13 protein-coding genes are annotated in these 18,842 nt (G+C 59.7%); 8 read left to right on the top strand and 5 right to left on the bottom strand.

Translation table 11 applies throughout. The features are described 5' to 3' along the window. Nucleotides 1–4 precede the first annotated feature (4 nt). Complete coding sequence (locus LOZ74_RS13205) at nucleotides 5–1,144, top strand: HlyD family secretion protein (protein WP_230280426.1); 1,140 nt, start codon at nucleotides 5–7, stop codon at nucleotides 1,142–1,144. After that, on the top strand, nucleotides 1,144–2,529 hold the full coding sequence (locus LOZ74_RS13200; protein ID WP_230280427.1) for an efflux transporter outer membrane subunit: 1,386 nt from the start codon (nucleotides 1,144–1,146) through the stop codon (nucleotides 2,527–2,529). The genes LOZ74_RS13205 and LOZ74_RS13200 overlap by 1 nt, the downstream gene beginning before the upstream one ends. 849 nt (nucleotides 2,530–3,378) lie before the next feature. Here LOZ74_RS13200 and LOZ74_RS13195 read toward each other — a convergent pair. From LOZ74_RS13195 to LOZ74_RS13185, 3 genes are all read right to left on the bottom strand, one after another. Then, nucleotides 3,379–4,797 carry an alpha/beta fold hydrolase gene (locus LOZ74_RS13195; RefSeq protein ID WP_230280428.1) on the bottom strand — a complete coding sequence of 473 codons (1,419 nt, stop codon included), beginning with the start codon at nucleotides 4,795–4,797 and terminating at the stop codon, nucleotides 3,379–3,381. Nucleotides 4,798–5,065: 268 nt separating this feature from the next. Then, nucleotides 5,066–6,145: a nitronate monooxygenase family protein gene (locus tag LOZ74_RS13190; protein WP_230280429.1), complete on the bottom strand. Its 1,080-nt coding sequence runs from the start codon at nucleotides 6,143–6,145 to the stop codon at nucleotides 5,066–5,068. Between the two features lie 102 nt (nucleotides 6,146–6,247). Beyond that, on the bottom strand, nucleotides 6,248–6,586 hold the full coding sequence (locus tag LOZ74_RS13185; RefSeq protein ID WP_230280430.1) for a hypothetical protein: 339 nt from the start codon (nucleotides 6,584–6,586) through the stop codon (nucleotides 6,248–6,250). A 246-nt stretch (nucleotides 6,587–6,832) separates the two neighbouring features. Here LOZ74_RS13185 and LOZ74_RS13180 point away from each other — a divergent pair, with 246 nt between their 5' ends. From LOZ74_RS13180 to LOZ74_RS13170, 3 genes are read left to right on the top strand one after another with little or no spacing between them, the layout of a single operon-like run. After that, the gene (locus LOZ74_RS13180) at nucleotides 6,833–11,065 is read left to right on the top strand and encodes a strawberry notch-like NTP hydrolase domain-containing protein (protein ID WP_370638832.1); all 4,233 of its coding nucleotides are present in this window, start codon (nucleotides 6,833–6,835) and stop codon (nucleotides 11,063–11,065) included. A 60-nt stretch (nucleotides 11,066–11,125) separates the two neighbouring features. Beyond that, the gene (locus tag LOZ74_RS13175) at nucleotides 11,126–11,539 is read left to right on the top strand and encodes an MbcA/ParS/Xre antitoxin family protein (protein ID WP_127692237.1); all 414 of its coding nucleotides are present in this window, start codon (nucleotides 11,126–11,128) and stop codon (nucleotides 11,537–11,539) included. Further along, nucleotides 11,536–12,255 (top strand): RES family NAD+ phosphorylase, encoded by a 720-nt coding sequence (locus LOZ74_RS13170; RefSeq protein WP_230280436.1) that lies wholly within the window; start codon nucleotides 11,536–11,538, stop codon nucleotides 12,253–12,255. The genes LOZ74_RS13175 and LOZ74_RS13170 overlap by 4 nt, the downstream gene beginning before the upstream one ends. 105 nt (nucleotides 12,256–12,360) lie before the next feature. Here LOZ74_RS13170 and LOZ74_RS13165 read toward each other — a convergent pair whose 3' ends face one another. Together LOZ74_RS13165 and LOZ74_RS13160 are read right to left on the bottom strand one after the other, a co-directional pair. After that, nucleotides 12,361–13,131 carry a hypothetical protein gene (locus LOZ74_RS13165; protein WP_127692226.1) on the bottom strand — a complete coding sequence of 257 codons (771 nt, stop codon included), beginning with the start codon at nucleotides 13,129–13,131 and terminating at the stop codon, nucleotides 12,361–12,363. A 53-nt stretch (nucleotides 13,132–13,184) separates the two neighbouring features. Further along, nucleotides 13,185–13,370 (bottom strand): hypothetical protein, encoded by a 186-nt coding sequence (locus tag LOZ74_RS13160; protein WP_007013849.1) that lies wholly within the window; start codon nucleotides 13,368–13,370, stop codon nucleotides 13,185–13,187. 224 nt (nucleotides 13,371–13,594) lie between these two features. Here LOZ74_RS13160 and LOZ74_RS13155 point away from each other — a divergent pair, with 224 nt between their 5' ends. The 3 genes from LOZ74_RS13155 to LOZ74_RS13145 all read left to right on the top strand — a co-directional run bounded on the left by LOZ74_RS13155 (nucleotide 13,595) and on the right by LOZ74_RS13145 (nucleotide 18,833). After that, the gene (locus tag LOZ74_RS13155) at nucleotides 13,595–14,959 is read left to right on the top strand and encodes a DUF4365 domain-containing protein (RefSeq protein ID WP_164847545.1); all 1,365 of its coding nucleotides are present in this window, start codon (nucleotides 13,595–13,597) and stop codon (nucleotides 14,957–14,959) included. Beyond that, nucleotides 14,956–16,413, top strand: coding sequence for a hypothetical protein (locus tag LOZ74_RS13150; protein WP_127692224.1), 1,458 nt, complete (start codon nucleotides 14,956–14,958; stop codon nucleotides 16,411–16,413). The genes LOZ74_RS13155 and LOZ74_RS13150 overlap by 4 nt, the downstream gene beginning before the upstream one ends. Nucleotides 16,414–16,844: 431 nt before the next feature. Further along, nucleotides 16,845–18,833, top strand: a complete 1,989-nt coding sequence (locus LOZ74_RS13145; RefSeq protein ID WP_127692223.1) for a ParB/RepB/Spo0J family partition protein — start codon at nucleotides 16,845–16,847, stop codon at nucleotides 18,831–18,833. Nucleotides 18,834–18,842 lie beyond the last annotated feature (9 nt).

Raw genomic sequence — 18,842 nt, 5'->3', positions numbered from 1 at the left:
GGACATGCAACCAGACAAAACACCTGATAACGGCACCGGTACAATTCCCGGTGAAGGGGGTTCCGAGGCAGAACCCACGGCGCACGAGACCAGTGCCGAAGGATGGGCCCCGGAGAGATCGCGCCTCAAGACGATCTTCTTTGCCCTTGCCATCATCGCTGGCGCACTGGCCGTGCTCTATGCTTGGCAGTTGCTGCCGTTTCAGGCGGACAGCCAGACGACGGACAATGCCTATGTGCGCGGCCAGACCACTGTCATCAGTCCGCAGGTCGGCGGATATGTCACCGAAGTGCTGGTGCGGGATTTCGCCGATGTAAAAGAGGGCGAACCGCTGGTGCGCATCGATGACAGGATCTACCGGCAACGGGTGGCACAGGGCGAGGCCGGCATGGCAGCGCAGAACGCCAGCCTCGCCAATGCGGCACAGAGCCGGCGCTCGGCTGAGGCGCAGCTGCGCCTGCAAGAGGCCTCCGTCGCCAATGCCCGCGCCCAGCTGGCCAAAGCGCGGGCCGATATACGCCGGGTCGACGAACTGGTCGGCGAAGGATCGGTATCGCTGCGCGAACGCGACCAGACACGGGCTGCCTTGCGTCAGGCAGAGGCGGGTGTGGCGCAGGCCATGGCTCAACGCGACATCGCGCGCGAGCAGCTGCGCTCGGTCGATGTCGGGCAAGGCGGGTTGGAAGCGCAGGTCGAAGGAGCCACCGCATCGCGCGACCTTGCGCAGATCGATCTCGACAACACTGTTATTCGCGCCCCGCGCGATGGCCGTCTGAGCGAGGTTTCGGTGCGTGAAGGGCAGCTCGTCTCGCCCGGCACGCAGATGATGTATCTGGTGCCGGAACAGCTGTGGGTGGTCGCCAATTTCAAGGAAGCCCAAACTGCCGGGATCAGAGTGGGCCAACCAGCCACACTCAGGATCGACGCGCTGGGCGGGCTTGAACTTGCAGGCACGGTGCAGAGCGTCTCGCCCGCTGCGGGTAGCGAATTCAGCGTCATCAAGCCCGATACCGGCGCAGGCAACTTCGTAAAGGTTCCGCAGCGCATCGCAGTGCGTATCCGCATCGATCCGAACCAGGAAGCGGCGGCCAGACTGGGGCCGGGCATGTCGGTGATCGCAACGGTTCACACGGGGGATCGCTGATGCGCCGCCACACCGCCCGCCGTTTGACCCCGATCGCCTTCCTTGCCGCTTTGGCCGGATGCGCACCCACGCTTGCGCCAATCCCCGATACCAGCGTGGTGACGCCGCCTGTCGCATGGCGGACGCACCTAGATGCGCGCGGCGATGTAGAGCGGCAGTGGTGGGATGCCTTTGGCGATCCGGCACTTTCGCAAATCGTGGCCGATGCACAGGCCAACAATCCCGATATCGCCATCGCAGCCGCGCGCGTTCGTGAAGCGCGCGGGCAGGAACGCGCCGCGCGCAGCCTGCTGCTCCCCACGCTCAACGCCACGGCGGGGATCAGCGAATCGCGCAGCCTGAACGCCTTTGGCAGCGCCAACGAGGGGCTGGCCGCGCAACCGCTGTTTCAGGCGGCTTACGAGATCGATCTGTTCGGCCTCAACCGGGCACAGATAGATGCCGCGCGCGCCAACAGCGCGGCAACACAGGCAGCGCGGGAAGCCGCCACGCTAGCTGTTACAGCAGCTACGGTATCTGGCTATATCACCCTGCTGGCGCTCGATAGCAGGCTCGAAATTCTGCGGGAGGCGCTTGCCGCGCGCGCCGAGGCGCTGAGGATCGCGCGCGACCGTGCGGAGGCTGGCTATACCTCGCAGCTCGAACTGCGGCAGGCAGAGGCCGAATATCGCGCCGCGCAGCAACAAATTCCCGCGATAGAAGCCGCGATTGCCAGGCAGGAAAACGCGCTGTCGCAGCTGGTCGGGCAAACCCCGCGCGCTGTCGCCCGCGGCGGAACCGTCGCCGATCTGCAAGCACCCGCCATTCCCGCCGTTCTCCCAAGCGAATTGACGCGGCGTCGGCCCGACATTGCTCAGGCGGAATTCACTCTGGCCGCTAGCGACGCCCGCCTGCGCGCGGCGCGGGCGCAGTTTCTTCCGCAACTGCGCCTTGCCGCCTCTGCCGGTGCGGTGCTTTCGTCGAACCTGGACGATCCGGTGGGGATCTGGTCGCTTGGCGGTAGCGTCCTTGCACCCCTGTTCAGCGGTGGCAGGCTGGAAGGGCAGTTCGACGCCGCGACAGCCCAGCGTGATCAGGCCGCCTTCGCCTATCAGCGCACGGTCCTGACGGCATTTCGCGAGGTAGAGGATCAACTGGCCGTGATTGACCGTCTGGCACAGCAGGAGCGCGCCCTGCAGGCCCAGCGCGCAGCCGTGGCCGATGCCCTTCGCCATGCCACCAACCGGTATCGTGCAGGCTATTCGCCCTACCTCGAACAGATCGACGCGCAGCGCGCGCTGCTGTCGGTCGATCTCGCGCTAGTTCAGATCCAGAGCGACCGCCTCAATGCCCATGTCGCGCTATACCAGGCGCTGGGCGGCGCTCCGGGCGACTCGCCGTCATGAACAAAATCCAGTAACTGGCTTGATGTCGCACAGTGGCCAATTTTCGCCTGTCATCGGCCCGCGTAAATACGACCGTTTCCAGCGCTGCGAGGTTGAGCACTGATGGCATTCGTGGGGGGATGGAAGAGGGAAACCAGACAAGCCTGAGGTTTGCCCTCGCGCCAATTGCCCTTGTTCAGTAGGCACAGTTTCACCGCAGCATTGCTGCCGTCGGCCCAAAGCGCCGACCCCCTTACGAAACTCGACATATCGCTGACCAGGAACAGCGCATGCTGCCTACCCGATCTTAGCGACCACTGTCGCATGCCGAATGTCGGCATTCCCCCGTCGCCCGGCTGAGAGAAGACGGTCCAAAATCGGCCACTTTTACTCGTAATCAGCCGCGTGAATGTACGGCAGATTTCGGCGGGGGGACAGAGGCCGGGAATGACGGCTATGTCGGCGACTGCGGCCTATTGGAATAGAGACGCCAAAATTCGTCACCCCCTCCAGACACACTGGAACAGTGCCCGCCATTGCCCTTCGAAAGAAGAGCGTTAGAGTCGTCGGAAGTCGCTCAATCAATAGTTTGAGAGGACGGGCTGCACGCTTGCAGCCTTTGCGCGAGCATCGGCTCGCTTAAGCGCGGACCGCTTTGCAGTTGTGCGCCGCGCTCCCCCATTTCGGCATGACTCAACCTCTAACACCCCACCCTTGGGTGCCTGCTTGGCCTTGCGCGCCTTCACGCCTGCAAGATAGCCGTTGAGTTCAAGCGTCTTCATGGCTTCTCAGATAGTCCTAAATGCGCCGGATTACCAGATTCTTCGATGATACGCCGATAGAGGTAAGCAAGGTCTAACTGCCTAGAGATCACTGCTTCCTGTCAGGCAACAAACCTTCATCCTTGCCGAGAAAGTCTTGCAGCAATCTTTGAAATTCTTCCGGCGCGCTCATCAGGATAAAGTGAGGCGCCTGTTCGACCGGGATTAGCGAGATGTCACCTGCCGCCTCCAGCGGGGCGACATGCTCTCGGGCTCCGTCAAATGGGGTCTTGGGATCGAGCGTGCCGTGGAGGACGATTGTGGGAGGAATATTTTCAGGGCTTTTCCCGAAGTTTGCATCCGGCTCGTAGGTCGGGATACCGCCTGACAGCAGAAGTGACGGCAGGGGACTGGCGAAGAGATATCCCTCCGCTTCGTTCTCGATTATCTCAGCTGTCAGTTCCGGACGCGCATTGTTCTCCGAGCGACTGATCAGATTCACCAGTGGAATGGATGAGCCGCTTTGCGGATAGGCTTGGAGAACGGAACCGATGCTTACCAGCTGGTCTATGGCATGGTCCAGCCACGCAGGATCGCCTGCCTGCAATCCCGCGATAACATCGGGAAGCATCGCTCGTGCTTCGGGAAAATCGAGCAGAGCAGACAGCCTGTATCTTGGATTCGGGCCAGTCAGTTTCTCGATATCGTGACGCTTGAGAACTTCAGTGAGAGCCCGCTCGGCTCCATCGGGGAAATACCGGCTGCAATCGGGTACTTCGTCGCATTGGCGCAGCACTTGCCGGCCAATGCGGTCAGTGATGGCTGACCGGTGGCTCAAATCTAGCTGATTGTTGCTCTCAAGCGGGACGAGCGAGTCGAGAATGACCCCGTCGAGATCATCCTGCGGCGCCAGTGTGAGCATACGTAGGACCAGTTGAGTGCCGTATGAGACGCCGTAGAGATACGAGCTCGTGCCAAGGTCGAACCGGGACATCAAGAGATCAAGGTCATGCGCGGCATTCGAGATGGTGAAAGACCTGGTCCGGTCCGCATTCGCATTGAGCGCACCAAAGCATGTACCCCATTCGTCGCCGACCAAAACAGTCCCTGCGGCACTCGCCGGATTCTCCTCTGCCGGACAGAGCCTTGTCGAAAAGCCCGTTCCGCGATGATCGGGGACCATCAGGTCGAAGCCCGGGGCCGCCGCACGTATGGTCTCGATGTATGGATAGAACGAGGCACCGGACTCTCCCGGACCGCCAGCAACCAGCCACAACTGGCCCTTGCTGGCTCCCTCGGCAGGAAACTTGCGAAGGAATAGCCGAACCGTTCCGGCGTCCGGCATGGAGTAGTCGAGCGGCACGTCGATACGAACGCATTCGGTCCCGAGTAGCGAGACGTGCGAACCGGCATCCTTGCATTCGGCGAACTCCTTTGAAGCCGCTTCAGCATTGCTTGCATGGGCAGGGTATGCCAGCGTCAGAGAAACTAACGCCAATAACATCCATATCCGAAAGGCGACGACCACTGTTCTCTCCGAATGGCAAGCGAGAAGCTCGCGGCCTAGTGGTTCGCCGGCACTTGCACAATTAGCTGCTGTTGCCGACCCCCGACCCCGGGATGAAGGTAACGATCTGCTCTATCGCAGTATAACAACGGACTTTTGGCAACCTGCCTGATACCTTTCAATCCGAGAGCCAAATTTTGTGCTGAACGAACGCCTGCTTTCGGCGAAAGGGAATGGCTCTGGGAAGGTTGGCTCTGTCGGCGCTCGTGTACAACGCTGGGCGTGAACATTAATGCTCTAGATCCGTATGTATCGATCGGCTCTGCTGGAGTTCGGCTCGCAGCGTCTGAACCAGTCTGGCGGCCGACATAGCACGATTGAGCGGCGCACCCTGGCCGGCCCATTGCGCACCAAAGGCATGCTCGCCTTTTGCCTTGGCTGCAGCGTGAAGTGCTTTTCCGGCATCGTAGGCTATCGGATAATCCGGTGGAAGCCGCTCCCCCAGCCGATCCGCCATGGCCGTGAACCGATTGGCGACCGCTCGCGCAGGACGGCCTGATATAAGCGATGTCAGTACAGTGTGATACGCTCCCAAGCCGTTCAGCGCCGCACGATAGGCATCGTCCGCAGCCGATTCCGGGCATGCGATAAACGCAGTGCCGAGTTGCGCCGCGACAGCGCCAAGATCGAGCACTGCCGCGATACCGGCGCCGTCCATAATCCCACCGGACGCAATGACAGGGATATTCAATTCGCTAACCAGCAATCGGGTCAAGGCAATGGTGCCCAACGCTGGATCTGGTGCGGCAGGGTCGAAGACACCTCGGTGGCCGCCCGCCTCGATGCCTTGTGCGACGATGGCGTCGATTCCCGCGGCCTTGATGGCCCGAGCCTCATCAAGGTTGGTTGCCGTGGCGATCAGATAAATACCTCGCTCGCGCAATGCCGACAAAATGTCAGCGGAGGGCAGGCCGAAGTGGAAGCTGACAGCAGGGGGCGCCAGGTCCAGCACCACCGACAACATGTCGGGATCGTGGGCAAAGCTTTTGTAGATTGTATGCAACTGTGTTGGTGGCTCGGCATCGAATTCCGCGAACAGCGGAGCGAGCCATTCGAGCCAAGCCGCCTCCCGATCCGGATCCGCGCTGGCAGGACCATGGACGAACAGGTTGACATTGAAGGCCCGGCGGGTGCGGCCGCGTAATTCCTCAATCATCGCTCGCGCAGCCGCGGCGTCACTTGATCCCACCCCAATGGATCCAAGCCCACCCTCTTCACACACGGCAGCAGCCAGCGAAGGAGTGGAGACGCCGGCCATGGGGGCCTGGACTAACGGTATTGTGAGTTTGAGCTGATCGATGAAAGACATGGACGCGCGCTGATCGAAACTGAAATGACGGTCTGCTTATGGACGTCCCTGAGTGCCATGGGAATGGATGCTATGTCGGCGGATGACGAAGTTGACCCCCAGTCAGCGTTTTTTCTTGGCAATGGTGGCCGTGAAATCGGGGTCCTTATTCGCCACCCAATCGACGAACTTGCGGACTGCGGGATCGGCCAACAGGCTCTCTATGTCCATTCCGTGCCGCTGCAGTTCGGAATTGGTGAAATTGGCGATCAGCGTCTGCTGACAAATCGGATGCATGGGGACCACGTCTCGACCACCTCGGCTTTTGGGTACGGGGTGGTGCCAGACAATGGTCTTGCCGGTCGGCCGACTGCAGAGCCAACAGTGGACCACGCTCTCAGGCACCTCTTCCTCCTGGTGCACGTCGCCATAGGGATCATTTTTCGAATGCTTGCGGGCCATCGGTCTGCCTGAATTTGCGTTTTCAGTCTCATAGCGGGCGGTGCTGGGATTACCATCCTCGCGGCGTCAGTCAGAGCCTTCTTCCTGATTGACGATTATTCGGCATGTCCAGAGTCCGAGCTGCGGTCTGAGTGCCAGTAAGAGGAAAGCAGGCTTGGGGCCTTATGAGGCCCCCAGACGGATTCATCCGAACGGACACCCGGACTAACTCCGGGAGCAGGCAAGGGCCTCTTTAGGAGGTCTCGCATGTCACACGCAAATACTGCTTTCGCATTCTCCGATACCGCCGAGCTGCAAGTATTGGCGGCGGCGAGGGCGCTAGCTGTACTACTCGCTGCCGATCAAGCCATCTCACGGCGTACAGTGAACGCAACAATGGCCGATCACTTCGGCGGTAGCGACGCCGAAGGACGCTGGTCCGTACGCGATGCCCATGCCGCGCTTGAATTGGCGCAGGTGCTGTTTCTTGCGCAGGCAACTGAATTCTCTCTCGCGATGCCATCCAGCGCTGCCGATGAGGCTTTCACGCGCCTTGAACGTCTGGTCCCGACCCAGTCCAACCGGAGCGATGAGCAGATCGAGTGGCAACAATTCGCGACGCCGCCCCGTCTGGCCTGGATGGCTGCAAAGGCATGCGCGATTTCTGCCAATGAACTGGTTCTCGAACCGTCGGCCGGGACCGGCATGCTGGGCGTATGGGCTGCAAAGGCAACTGCGCGTCTTGCTCTCAACGAGATATCGCCGCTGCGCCGCGAATGCCTGGGCGCCGTGTTTCCGGAAGCGACAGTTACGGGAATTGACGGGGAACTGGTCGACGAACTTCTCACCCCCGACGTGGGTCCGAGCGTGGTGCTGATGAACCCGCCTTTTTCACACAGTATCGAGAGGGGCCACGATAGCCGTACTTGCGATCGGCACTTGCGTTCTGCCTGGAAGCGTCTTCTGCCAGGTGGCCGCCTGGTCGCAGTGATGCCCGAGTGGTTCGAGCTTCCGAAGTTCCTCGCCGGGATCGCCGGTCCCGTCGCGCTCCGCCTCAACGCGACAATCGAGCGCGGTTTCATCAAGCAGGGCACATCAATCTCAACCCGGCTGCTGGTACTCGACAAGGCTGAGGATGGTACCAGCCCGATCATTGCCCAGCCGGCAGATTTTGCCGAGCTTCATTTGCTGATCGATATGCTGCCTGACCGGGTAAGCCTGCCCGCCGAACCCAGCATCGGCACCAAGCCAGCCTTGCCGCTGCGACTGGCGGCGGGAAAGAAGAACCCGGTTCCGCTTAGCGCCCGTCCAGCCGCTACGGCGCCGTCGATCCTGCCGCTTGCATTTACGCCGCGCGAAGCACCTGCGCCGATCGAGAATCAGGTTGGGCATTATTTGCCTTACCGACCGAGCCGGATCTCAATTGCAGATGCTGTCCCGCATCCGACCCCGCTGGTCGAATCCGTCGCGATGGGTTCGATCACCGCACCCGTGCCCGAAGTGGTGCCTCAGCTTCCTTCGAGCATCATTGCTGGAGGCGTCTTATCCGCTGCACAGGCCGAGACCCTGATCTATGCCGCAAGCGCGCATGCCCGCGATCTGCCGGGCCGGTTTGAGCCCGACGACAAAGGTTGCGCCTTGAAGCCGAGCGCCGAGGGGCACGCCTACCGCATGGGCTACTTTCTTGGTGACGGAACTGGCGCAGGCAAAGGCCGGCAAGTCGCATCTGTCATCCTCGACCGGTGGGTGAGGGGCGAGCGGCGCCACATCTGGATTTCCAAAAACGAAGCTTTGCTCGAAGACGCCCGCCGCGATTGGAGCGCGCTCGGCGGCCTTCCCATCGACGTTCAGCCCCTTGGTCAATGGAAGCTCGGTGTCCCGATCGGGATGCGCGAAGGCATACTCTTCGTGACTTATCCCACACTACGCTCGGGACGCGGCGACGCGACCCGGCTCGAGCAGATTCTCGAATGGGCAGGGGAGGATTTCGTCGGGCTCATCGTCTTTGACGAAGCCCATGCGATGGCCAACGCCGCTGGCGGGGAAGGCTCACGTGGTAAGGTCAAAGGATCGGAACAGGGCATTGCCGGTGTTCGCATCCAGAATCTGCTGCCGCGCGCCCGCGTGCTCTACGCTTCGGCGACTGGGGCATCCGACGTCAATAATCTCGCCTATGCCACCCGTCTTGGCCTGTGGGGTCCCGAAACGGCTTTTGCCAATCGCGAAGCCTTTGTCGCAGATATCCGTGATGGCGGTATCGCTGCAATGGAACTGGTCGCCCGTGATCTGAAGTCTCTGGGGCTTTACGCGGCGAGGGCACTTTCATTTGCCGGGGTTGAGTACGAGATTCTGGAGCATTGCCTGACCCCCGACCAGGTAGCGGTTTATGACGCCTATGCAGACGCCTGGGCAATCATTCATGCCAATTTGCGGGAGGCGCTCGAGGCAACCCGGATCGTCGACACTGACAGTGGCGATACCCTCAATTCAGGTGCCAAATCGGCTGCGCTTTCGGTATTTGAAGGCACCAAGCAGCGCTTCTTCGCGCAGCTCCTTCTATCGACGAAGCTGCCGAGCCTGCTGCCTGCGATTGATACGGCGCTTGCCGACGGCAACGCGGTTGTGGTGCAACTTGTCTCGACCGCCGAAGCCATGCTCAACCGCCGCCTCGCCGATCTCTCCGATGCAGAGCGTGAAGCGCTCGAAATCGATCTCTCCCCCCGAGAATACGTGGTCGATTACCTCACCAAGAGCTTTCCGGTTCGGTTGATGGCTGTGTTTACGGACGAAAATGGCAATGCCCGGTCTGAACCGAGGAGTGATGAGAATGGTGCTCCTGTTCTGTGCCGTTCGGCGCTTGCCGCGCGCGATCGCATGATCGAGCAGCTCTGTGCCTTGCCGCCGATCGCGACGGCGCTCGATGCAATTATCGAACGGTTCGGTGTCGATCAGGTCGCCGAAGTCACGGGCCGTACCCGCCGCCTGATTGTTGGACACGATGGGCGCCAAGTACTCCAGTCGCGCTCTCCACGCGCCAATGTCGCCGAAACGCGAGACTTCATGGACGGGACCAAGCGAATTCTGGTTTTCTCCGATGCCGGTGGCACCGGCCGCAGTTATCATGCCGACCTTGCGGCAAAGAACCAGATGCGCCGGATTCACTTTCTGCTTGAGCCGGGCTGGCGGGCCGATGCCGCAATTCAGGGCCTTGGCCGTACCAACCGTACCAATCAGGCATCTGCCCCGCTGTTCCGCCCGGTGACGACCGATGTGCGCGGCGAACGCCGGTTTATATCGACCATTGCACGGCGGCTCGACAGCCTCGGGGCACTGACCCGAGGGCAGCGCCAGACAGGTGGGCAGAACCTCTTCGATCCTGCCGACAATCTCGAGAGCACCTACGCCAAGGAGGCGCTTCACCGCTGGTTCGGCCTGTTGTTCGCGGGCAAGCTGGAAGCCGTTACGCTTTCTCGGTTTGAGGAACTGACCGGGCTCAGGATCGAAGGGCCCGATGGCGCGATGGTCGATGACCTGCCAACAATCCAGCGCTGGCTCAATCGCATCCTCGCTCTACCGATTGCTCTGCAAAACGGGATATTTGACGAGTTTCTTGGCCTCGTCGAAGCGCGGATCGACGCTGCACGCCAGGCGGGCACGCTCGACATCGGGGTCGAAACCATTGCGGTCGAGCATTTCGAGGTGCTGACCGATACGCTACTGCGCACCGATGCGCTGTCGGGCGCAACTACGCATCTCCTGGAACTCGAGATCGCCCGCGCGCTCAAGCCTTTGCGTCTCGAGCGGCTCGAGGAGCTCTACGGCTTTTCGGGCTCGCGTCAGCAGTTTCTGCGTAATGCGCGCTCAGGCCGGATCGGCCTGCTCGTCCCGGCGCGCAGTCTGCTCACCGACGACGGTATGCGTGTGGCCCGCTTCGAGCTTGTCCGTCCCTTGAAGCATGGGCACATCACCGCCGATCAACTCGCGGAGAGCAGCTGGGAAACGGTGGATCCAACCGAATTTCGCCGCCTGTGGCAGGTGGAGGTCGATGACGCCGCCTCAAATCACAAGCGCGAGCGCCTGCATCTTGCAACCGGCCTGCTGCTTCCGGTGTGGGACAAACTCCCTTCCGACTATGTTCGGGTCAGCCGGATTTCGGCGCGAGATGGACGCTCGCTGTTAGGCCGGGAGGTTCCCCTCCATTGCGTGCCCGAACTTTGCCAGGCGCTTGGGCTCGAAGACGAACATGCCTTTTCGGCAGAGCAAATCGTCGATGCGGTGCTCGGGACAGGGCGACCGATGCAAATCAAAAGCCGCGAAGCGCTTACGCTCAAGCGCAGCCTCGTCAATGGCGCGCAGCGGCTCGAACTGGCTGGTTGGTCGGTGTCGCGCCTCGACTGGTACAAGACACATGGGTGCTTCACCGAGATCATACGCTATCAAACGCGACTTTTCGTCCCGACGACGAGCGCAGTAGCGGTCTTGGCGCGACTTGTGGGATGAGAATCGTTATCTTGCCAATTGGCATCCAAAGTTATATATGATGCCATATGGAGAATGCTTATGTTGGCACTGCAACCCGTTGATACCGTCCCCCATGCCTTTCGGCCCGATCCTGTAACCCAGGAGGAAGCATCGGCGATGTTTCGCGCCGTGCTGAACCTGTTTGGGAAATGGGAACTAACCGACGAACAAGCCGCGACTTTGCTCGACATGCCTGTTCGCTCCTACCGGCGGTGGAAGGCTGAGGGTGCAGGCCGTGTCTCGCGCGATGGCGCGGCGCGGCTCTCCAACCTGATGGGTATCCACAAGGCGCTGAGGATCATCTTTTCAGAAGCTCCGCGTGGCTACGCCTGGATCAAGGCAGGCAACGCCGCCTTTGCCGGAGCGAGTGCGCTCGACGTCATGCTTGGCGGCGAGCTGACCGATATCATGCGGGTGCGTCGCTATCTTGATGCCGAACGTGGTGCCTGGTGATTGATCCCAAGGCGATTCCGGTTGCCCAGGTCGAGTGGAAAGGTGCGGTACGAATTATCCGCAGTGCCTTTCCACCGATCGACCTGTTCGAAGATATCGCAGACCCCGCAGATTGGCCACTGCTGATCTCTGCCGAGCAAAAAACCAATCCTCGCATTATGGCGACGATCGGCAATCTCGATCTGGTACCTGCTGACCGCCGGGTAGGGGGCAACGGCGCATCCTATCTGATGGCCCCGTTCACGCATGTCAGCACCGACCGACCTAGTCGCTTCACCGATGGGACCTACGGCGTCCTATACGCGGGGGATACATTCGAAACTGCGCTGTTCGAGACAATCCATCACCATGCCCGCTTCATGGCTCGCACTGTAGAAGCGCCAGGCTGGACCTCACAGTTCCGTGAGATCATCCTTTCGGTAAGCGCCGATTTTCACGATCTCAGGAGCCTTGCCGCAGGCGATCCCGCGCTTGATCCCGACAACTATGCTGCATCGCAAGCTCTCGCTGTTGCGCTCAAAGGGGACGGGGCCGAAGGTGTTGTCTATCCGAGCATCCGGCATTCGGGTGGTGAGTGTGTCGGATTGTTCTACCCGGATTGTGCATCCGACCCCACTCAGGGACGTCACCTCGACTACCACTGGGATGGAACGGGTGTCGATCTGGTTCGAGACGCGGGAACAGGTGCCGTGTTTCGAGTGGTGGACACTGACTGAAGATCCAACATCCGGCTTGCGCTGCGGCGACTCCGGCAGCTTTGCGCCCCTCAAAGGTGTATCAAATAACCTGCACTTGGCCTTGAAAGCTGACATCAAATTGGCTCAAGATCGGGCGTTCTCGCGCTTTCGGTTGAATGCTTCTTTAATTCGCTCGGTCATTATGCCCCATGCCGTGCGCTTTCTGGCTAACGAAGCTCGCATGGAATGCAGAGATTTTTCACGCCAGCGTTCGTCAAGGCGCTCGTCATTTTGGAATGTATCGAGGACCGCTGAAGGATCGTTGCGCATGTGCTTGTGCGCCTTGCGGCCTACGATGTCGCTCGAAAGGTAATCATAGAGGGCTTGAAGAACGCCTGTAACGTGCTTGCTTTGGCCATTATCTAATTGCTCGAGAAGAAATTCGCGCAGAACAATTGGTGAAGCGTTGAGCTGATTAAGGGCCAGGTCGGTTTCCCTTTTGAGCTGGACAACGTTGGCTAGGCGGCTTTGCAGGCAATGAAAGGGATGCATTATTGGGACATGGAGCTCAGCCGTCCCTTCAGTCATCCTGACATTCATTCTTATCTGGATGGCTTGCTTCTTTAGCTTGGCGCCATCGACGCCCATGACATGCCAGAGAAAATCGATTTCAATCGGGTGCCCATCGATCTCAGCATGCACTATGGCCGTCTGCGGTGTGTGGTTGTCGGTGTCGGGGATGGCAACGGAACCACCAAGAGCGTTTGCAAGCTTTTCTGCGGCTTCGCGCTGACCAAAGTAGTCAATATCTTTGGATGTGTAGGGCCCGTAGGCATCGAGCTCGGCTACATGGCTGTAGCGCTCTGCCCACAGGTTGAGCGCTTGGCCTCCGACGATGAAGGCATCGTCACTCAATTTCAGGATGCTTGCTAGATCATAGACGATCTTGGCAGGTAGAACTGCTTGATTCAGGCGAAAGCCTCTTCGCAGATGATCGACGATTCGACGATGTCCAGCGAGGAGAAAAAACCATTGCGGGCACGCATCTCGTCGCGCGAAATACGGCCAGAACGCAGGTCGTCGGCGTCGGAAGCGCGTTGACGCTCCTTCTCCTGCTGGCGTTCCGCCGGGCTGTAGTAGCAAGCCTGCTGCATGGTTTTCTCCGTTAGTTGATATATTCTGCGGAAGGTTACCAGTCAATGAACTGTTTGATTCTGCCCTCGTTCCCTTTTCCTACCTAAGATCTCTGTTTCGCGTCACAGCATTGAAAGCGGCCTTGGCGTCACTCCTACCTAGCGGTGGAAACGCGTTTTCAAGAACTTGCTACGAAGGCCTCGGCACCGTATATTCTTGATATGTTCTCATGGCCGCGCCTTCGATGAAGACTCTCACGGACAACCAGCTGACTGGCGAGTTGGGTGAAACCGTAGTCAAAAGCAAGATTCTTGAGCTCGGCCACGTTTTCGAAGGCCGTGGGCGCCTAGAAACGGGCATCGATGGGACGATCGAATTTCGAGATCCCGTTACGCGCTCCATGACCGGTCTCACCGTCGCAGTTCAAGTGAAGACGACGAAGTCCACCAAATATGTCGGCGAAAGTGACGACGAGTTTGAATACAGCGTTCGCCAGCAGGATATCGATTATTGGAAGCGTTGCAGTCTCCCTGTCGCACTGATCCTCTACCGACAGGAAGACGGATCACTCTATTGGCGCGACGTTGAGGCTGGAGAGGAAGGGGATGAACGGCGCCTCAAATTTCGCAAGGATCGAGATCGCCTCGATTCCAGTTCGATCGAGCGCCTGGCTGCAATGGCAGTCCGCCGCGGTAAGGATGGCACATTCCTCCCATCGCTTCGAGTGGGCGAGCAAGCGCATCTAAATCTGATGCACGTCGGACTGCCTTCATCGATCTTCGTTGGCGAAAGTCCTTTTGCCTCGGGCCGTGACGCGGTTCCGGAGTTGTTGCGCGCTGACGGCCATCACTTCGATTGGGTTATTCGCGGTCGCCGTTTTCTGTCCTTTCGCAATCCCGAAGGTACACCGCTCGAAGCGATTGTCGATATCGACACGGTCGAGGAAGTCGATACGGAAGACGTGTCGATTAGCGATGATCATGATGATGCGGTGATGATGATCGAACTGCTGCGTCGGACAATGGCTGAACAGTTCTCGGATATCCTCGCTTTCGACCGAAAAGCCCGGCTCTTCTATTTCAAGGCCGAAGAGAGGTATCAGCCGAGGCGATATTTCTATCGATCCCTGCGCGAAACGACATCCGCGACGGTCGTCCAAGTTTACGACTACAAGAAGGGAAAACGTAAAGGACAGGTCAACTACCTTCGCCACCACGCTTTCTCACCTCGCTTCCAGCAAATCGGAAGCAATTGGTTTCTATCGATTTCCCCAACCTTTGTGTTCACCGAAGACGGTTTCCGTCCTCATAGGTTCGCCTCCGATCTCCTTGCTGGGAAGAAGAGGCTCGATCGTAACGGATCGATACGCGGACAGATGATGATGTTCCGTTTTCTGCTTTCAGGAATTGATCTTCAGCCGCACGCGAAGTTCGATCTTTTTCAAGAAGCCGAGGAAGTCAGCCCGGTTCTGACATTCAACGTCGTTGAACCCGTAGCCATGGAAGCGGCCGTTCCTGAGAACGCTTGGTCCGAAACAGATCCGAACGCCAAACGGATGAAGGTTCAGGACGATGAGTCCACACAGGGGGAGTTGGGAGTAGGCGTGTGACATTCACATTCGAAACTCGCTGTATTCCCGAGCCAGATCTCGAATTTGGGGATGGCGGCCTGTTCCTCGACCCGCGTGTCGGATTGATGCGCCACGGCCCTCTGCAGCCAAAGCCTGGCGACCTGATTCGGATCGGAGTGGTAGGCACATCTGATACGGTCGATGGGTTTGCCAAATACATCGACCGCGCGATGCAAGGTATCCCGAGCGACAATGAAAAACTGGGGAATTTGCATCCAGATTTCCCCGGGCTTGGAAACCAGAACCCCTTTCGCTGCCGCTTCGAAGTGCCTCGGGAAGCCTGCCAGACGGTTCTTCAATCCGAGATAAAGAGGATTGTTGCGATAAGGAACCACGAGGAAGCGGTTCGCGCCGCTGTCGATCTGCTGATCGTGCAGGCGCGCATTTTGCTTGAGGGCACTTCGCGTCCCGAGGTGATCGTCATCGCCCTACCGAAAGTTCTGATCGAAAAGGTGGTCAACGCACGTAGCATCGTGTCCGAAGATGATGATGACGATGATGAGGAGGAAGCCGGCCCTACCGAGCTCAATTTCCGTGATCTGTTCAAGGCAAAGGCGTTGAGCCTTAGCGTGCCGACGCAGATTGCTTGGCCTTCGGTCTGGGATGACGCCTTCAAGCTTTCCAGGAAGATGAAAACCACTGAGCGCAAGGTGCAAGGCCCAGCTACGCGGGCTTGGAACCTGCTCAACGCGATTTTCTACAAGGCCGGTCGCGTGCCGTGGCGTCTACCCAAATCCGACGGATATGAAACATGCTATCTTGGTATCGGATTTTATCGGGACCTGGACGGCCATCGGCTTTGGACAAGCACCGCTCAGATGTTTGACGAGCGGGGTAAAGGGCTGATCCTTCGCGGAGCGAGGGCTCGTACTGATCGGCCAGGAAAGCACCCCTATCTGGCCCGCGCAGATGCTTGCGATCTCGTCAAGCGCTCGCTTGAGACTTATTTTGAGCATCACCGCACGATGCCGGCCCGGATCGTCATTCTGAAGACGTCCCGCTTCGAGAATAGCGAATCTCGTGGCTTCGCAGAAGCTATCGAAGAGATGCGCGTCGCCATGACTGATATGGTTTGGGTATCGGAAGGTGGCCATGTAGCCCTCTTCCGGGAAGGTGATTACCCCGCGCTCAGGGGGAGCTTCGTCCGCATTGGAAACGACGGCATCCTCTACACGCGGGGTAGCGTCCCATACTACGGCACCTACCCGGGCGCACGAATGCCCAACGCACTACAGCTTCGGCCCTATGAATGTGAAACCTCGCTGGACGAAATAGCTACCGAAATCCTTGCCTTAACCAAGATGAATTGGAACTCGACCCAATTCGATCACGCACTTCCCATCCCCATCCGAGCAGCGCGGGAAGTCGGACGGGTTTTGAAGCACGTTAGCTATGCCGAGCGAGATCAGCCCGACTTTCGCTATTACATGTGAAGGCTGGCACGAGTTGGGGCTGCGGCCAATTCGTTACTAGCTGTCTGACATCTACCCTTCATTCTCCCTCGCCATGTCTCAGTTTACGTATTTTCGCCGGAGGAGTGCGAGCAGGTCATCCGCTAGACGGCTGCGTTCGGCCCGCAATTCCATGCGTGTCCGGTCTGCCCGGGTGGGCAGGATAAGCGCGCGTTCTTCCTGGTCGCCGCGTGCGGCACGTCGTTGTGAGCCGTCCTCAGTTCGAACCTCCCGTGGTGAAGGGAGGAAACGCACACGCCCGTCGACGTGAGCTTTCTGGCATTTCGCTCTCAATTACGGGCCGACCGCAATCGGCCCACCCGCGGTCATAGAGAGGGAAGGGGGCTTGCTTCTGTTTGAGCCGAATGGGCGTCGAAGGTCGATGCCCGTGCTCATATTCAGGAGTATGTTCCATGATCAAGTCGATCCCGCTGGCCAAGTTGGTCCAGTCCCCTCGCAATGTGCGCCGTCACGGTGACCCAGCCGCAGATTCCGAACTGAAAGCGAGCATCGCAGCCCATGGGTTGTTGCAGAACCTCATCGTTCGGCCTGCTGCTCGTGGCAAATTCGAGGTCGAAGCCGGAGAGCGCCGCCGGTGCGCCTTGCTGGCGCTTGCCGAAGAGAAAGTCCTTCCGAAGGGCTACGAGGTTATCTGCCTCGTGCTTGATGACGATGCGGAAATCGCAGTCGAAACGAGCCTGGCCGAAAACTTCCATCGCCTCGCGATGAACCCGGCCGACGAAGCGCAGGCGTTCGCTGCCCTGATCGAGGCAGGTGCATCGACGGAGGACGTCGCGCGCCGGTTCGGACTGACGGTCCGCTTCGTTGAAGGCCGTCTGCGTCTCGCCACCCTTGCACCCGTCGTCTTCGATGCACTGGCGGCCGGCGAAATCACTCTCGATCTCGCCAAAGCTTTCGGCGCGACCTCCGACCAGGAAATTCAGGCTCGCGTCTATGAACAGGCGTCTTCGGGCTATTATGCGCCCAGCGCCGACAGTATCCGGCGCATGGTGCTCTCCGGCACGGTTCGCGGCAACGATGCTCGGGCCCGCCTTGTCGGTCGCGAAGCCTATATCGCTGCAGGTGGCCGGATCGAACGCGAACTCTTCGACGACGATGACAGCGAGTCCTGGGTCGATGTCGCGCTTCTGGAAACGCTCGCCGCGGAGGAGATGGAAAAGCGCGCCAAGGCGCTCGCAGCAGAACAGGGTCTTGCCTGGGTCAAGCCGACGCTTGACGCCTATGCCAGTCACGATCTCGTCGAAGGCCTCATTCGACTTCCAGCCGAGCCGGCTCCGTTGACTGACGCCGAACTGGCCCGCCTTGACGAGCTCGATGCCTCGTACGACGAGCATGCGGCCATTCTTGAGGACGAAGACAGCGCCGAAGAAGCAATTGCTGCGGCCGAGGCGACGATCGAAGCGATCGAGCGCGAATGCCAGGACATTCGGGCAAAGCCCCCGGAGCTGGCACCCGAACTGAAGGCCGATGCCGGAATGATCCTCGTTCTCTCGCGCGACGGCACACCGGTTCTCCAGCCGGTGTTCTACGGCGAGCGCGACATCGAAGTCGTTGGTGACGAAGATGTCGTCGAAGTCGTTGCGAGTGTCGGCAGTGATGGCAAACGCCGTGCAGCGCTTTCCAAGCGCCTGGTCGACGAACTTGCGATGCAACGTCGTGACGTGCTCGCGCTCCACGTGGCCTCGGATCCCGGCCTTTCGCTTGACATCATGGTCTTCACCCTCGCGGATGCCGACACCCACGACTGGCGGTCGCGCGCGGCCACGACCCTGCGTGGCGGCGTCCCTGCGGGTCCGATTGTCGGGTTCGAAGCGAAGGATGCGCCGGCAAGCGCATCCCTTGCGGACCTGCGCTCTGGTCTCGATGAGAGCTGGCGATCTGGCGAAGACGCTTCGTCGCGCTTCAAGATGTTTCGGGCACTCGCCGATGAAAGCCGCGCAGCATGGCTCGGCTTCGTCGTCGCTCGCACGCTCGAGGCGAGTCTCAACATGGCAGGCGAACGTCAGATCACGTTTCAGGATCATCTGGGCAGCACGATCGGCATTGACATGTCGCAATGGTGGCGTCCGACCGCGGCAAACTACTTCGACCGCGTCTCAAAGCAGGTCATCCTTGATGCGCTCACCGATGTTGGCGGTTTGGAACTGTCCTCACGCTTCGCATCGGTGAAAAAGGGCGATCTTGCGATGAGCGCCGAGCGCGTCTTCGCGGGGACCTACATCACCGAGGTCGAAGTTCGGGAAAGGGCCCTCGCCTGGGTGCCTGAAGTCATGCGCTTTGCCGACCAGCCGGAAATTCCTGCCGACAACGATGCGCAAAGTCCCGACGCGGATTTCGTCGCCAACGACGACAATCAGCCCCCGAGCGAGCTGGCCGCCTGACCTCCTCCT

Origin of the sequence: Croceicoccus sp. Ery5, from assembly GCF_020985325.1 — a bacterium.
Classification (GTDB): domain Bacteria; phylum Pseudomonadota; class Alphaproteobacteria; order Sphingomonadales; family Sphingomonadaceae; genus Croceicoccus.
This window is presented reverse-complemented; position numbering and strand designations above follow the sequence as displayed.

Coding starts and splice junctions, on each gene's coding strand:
- LOZ74_RS13180 (WP_370638832.1), top strand. CDS start 6,833: ATGTCACACGCAAATACTGCTTTCGCATTCTCCGATACCGCCGAGCTG.
- LOZ74_RS13185 (WP_230280430.1), bottom strand. CDS start 6,586: ATGGCCCGCAAGCATTCGAAAAATGATCCCTATGGCGACGTGCACCAG.
- LOZ74_RS13145 (WP_127692223.1), top strand. CDS start 16,845: ATGATCAAGTCGATCCCGCTGGCCAAGTTGGTCCAGTCCCCTCGCAAT.
- LOZ74_RS13155 (WP_164847545.1), top strand. CDS start 13,595: ATGAAGACTCTCACGGACAACCAGCTGACTGGCGAGTTGGGTGAAACC.
- LOZ74_RS13190 (WP_230280429.1), bottom strand. CDS start 6,145: ATGTCTTTCATCGATCAGCTCAAACTCACAATACCGTTAGTCCAGGCC.
- LOZ74_RS13200 (WP_230280427.1), top strand. CDS start 1,144: ATGCGCCGCCACACCGCCCGCCGTTTGACCCCGATCGCCTTCCTTGCC.
- LOZ74_RS13160 (WP_007013849.1), bottom strand. CDS start 13,370: ATGCAGCAGGCTTGCTACTACAGCCCGGCGGAACGCCAGCAGGAGAAG.
- LOZ74_RS13175 (WP_127692237.1), top strand. CDS start 11,126: ATGTTGGCACTGCAACCCGTTGATACCGTCCCCCATGCCTTTCGGCCC.
- LOZ74_RS13205 (WP_230280426.1), top strand. CDS start 5: ATGCAACCAGACAAAACACCTGATAACGGCACCGGTACAATTCCCGGT.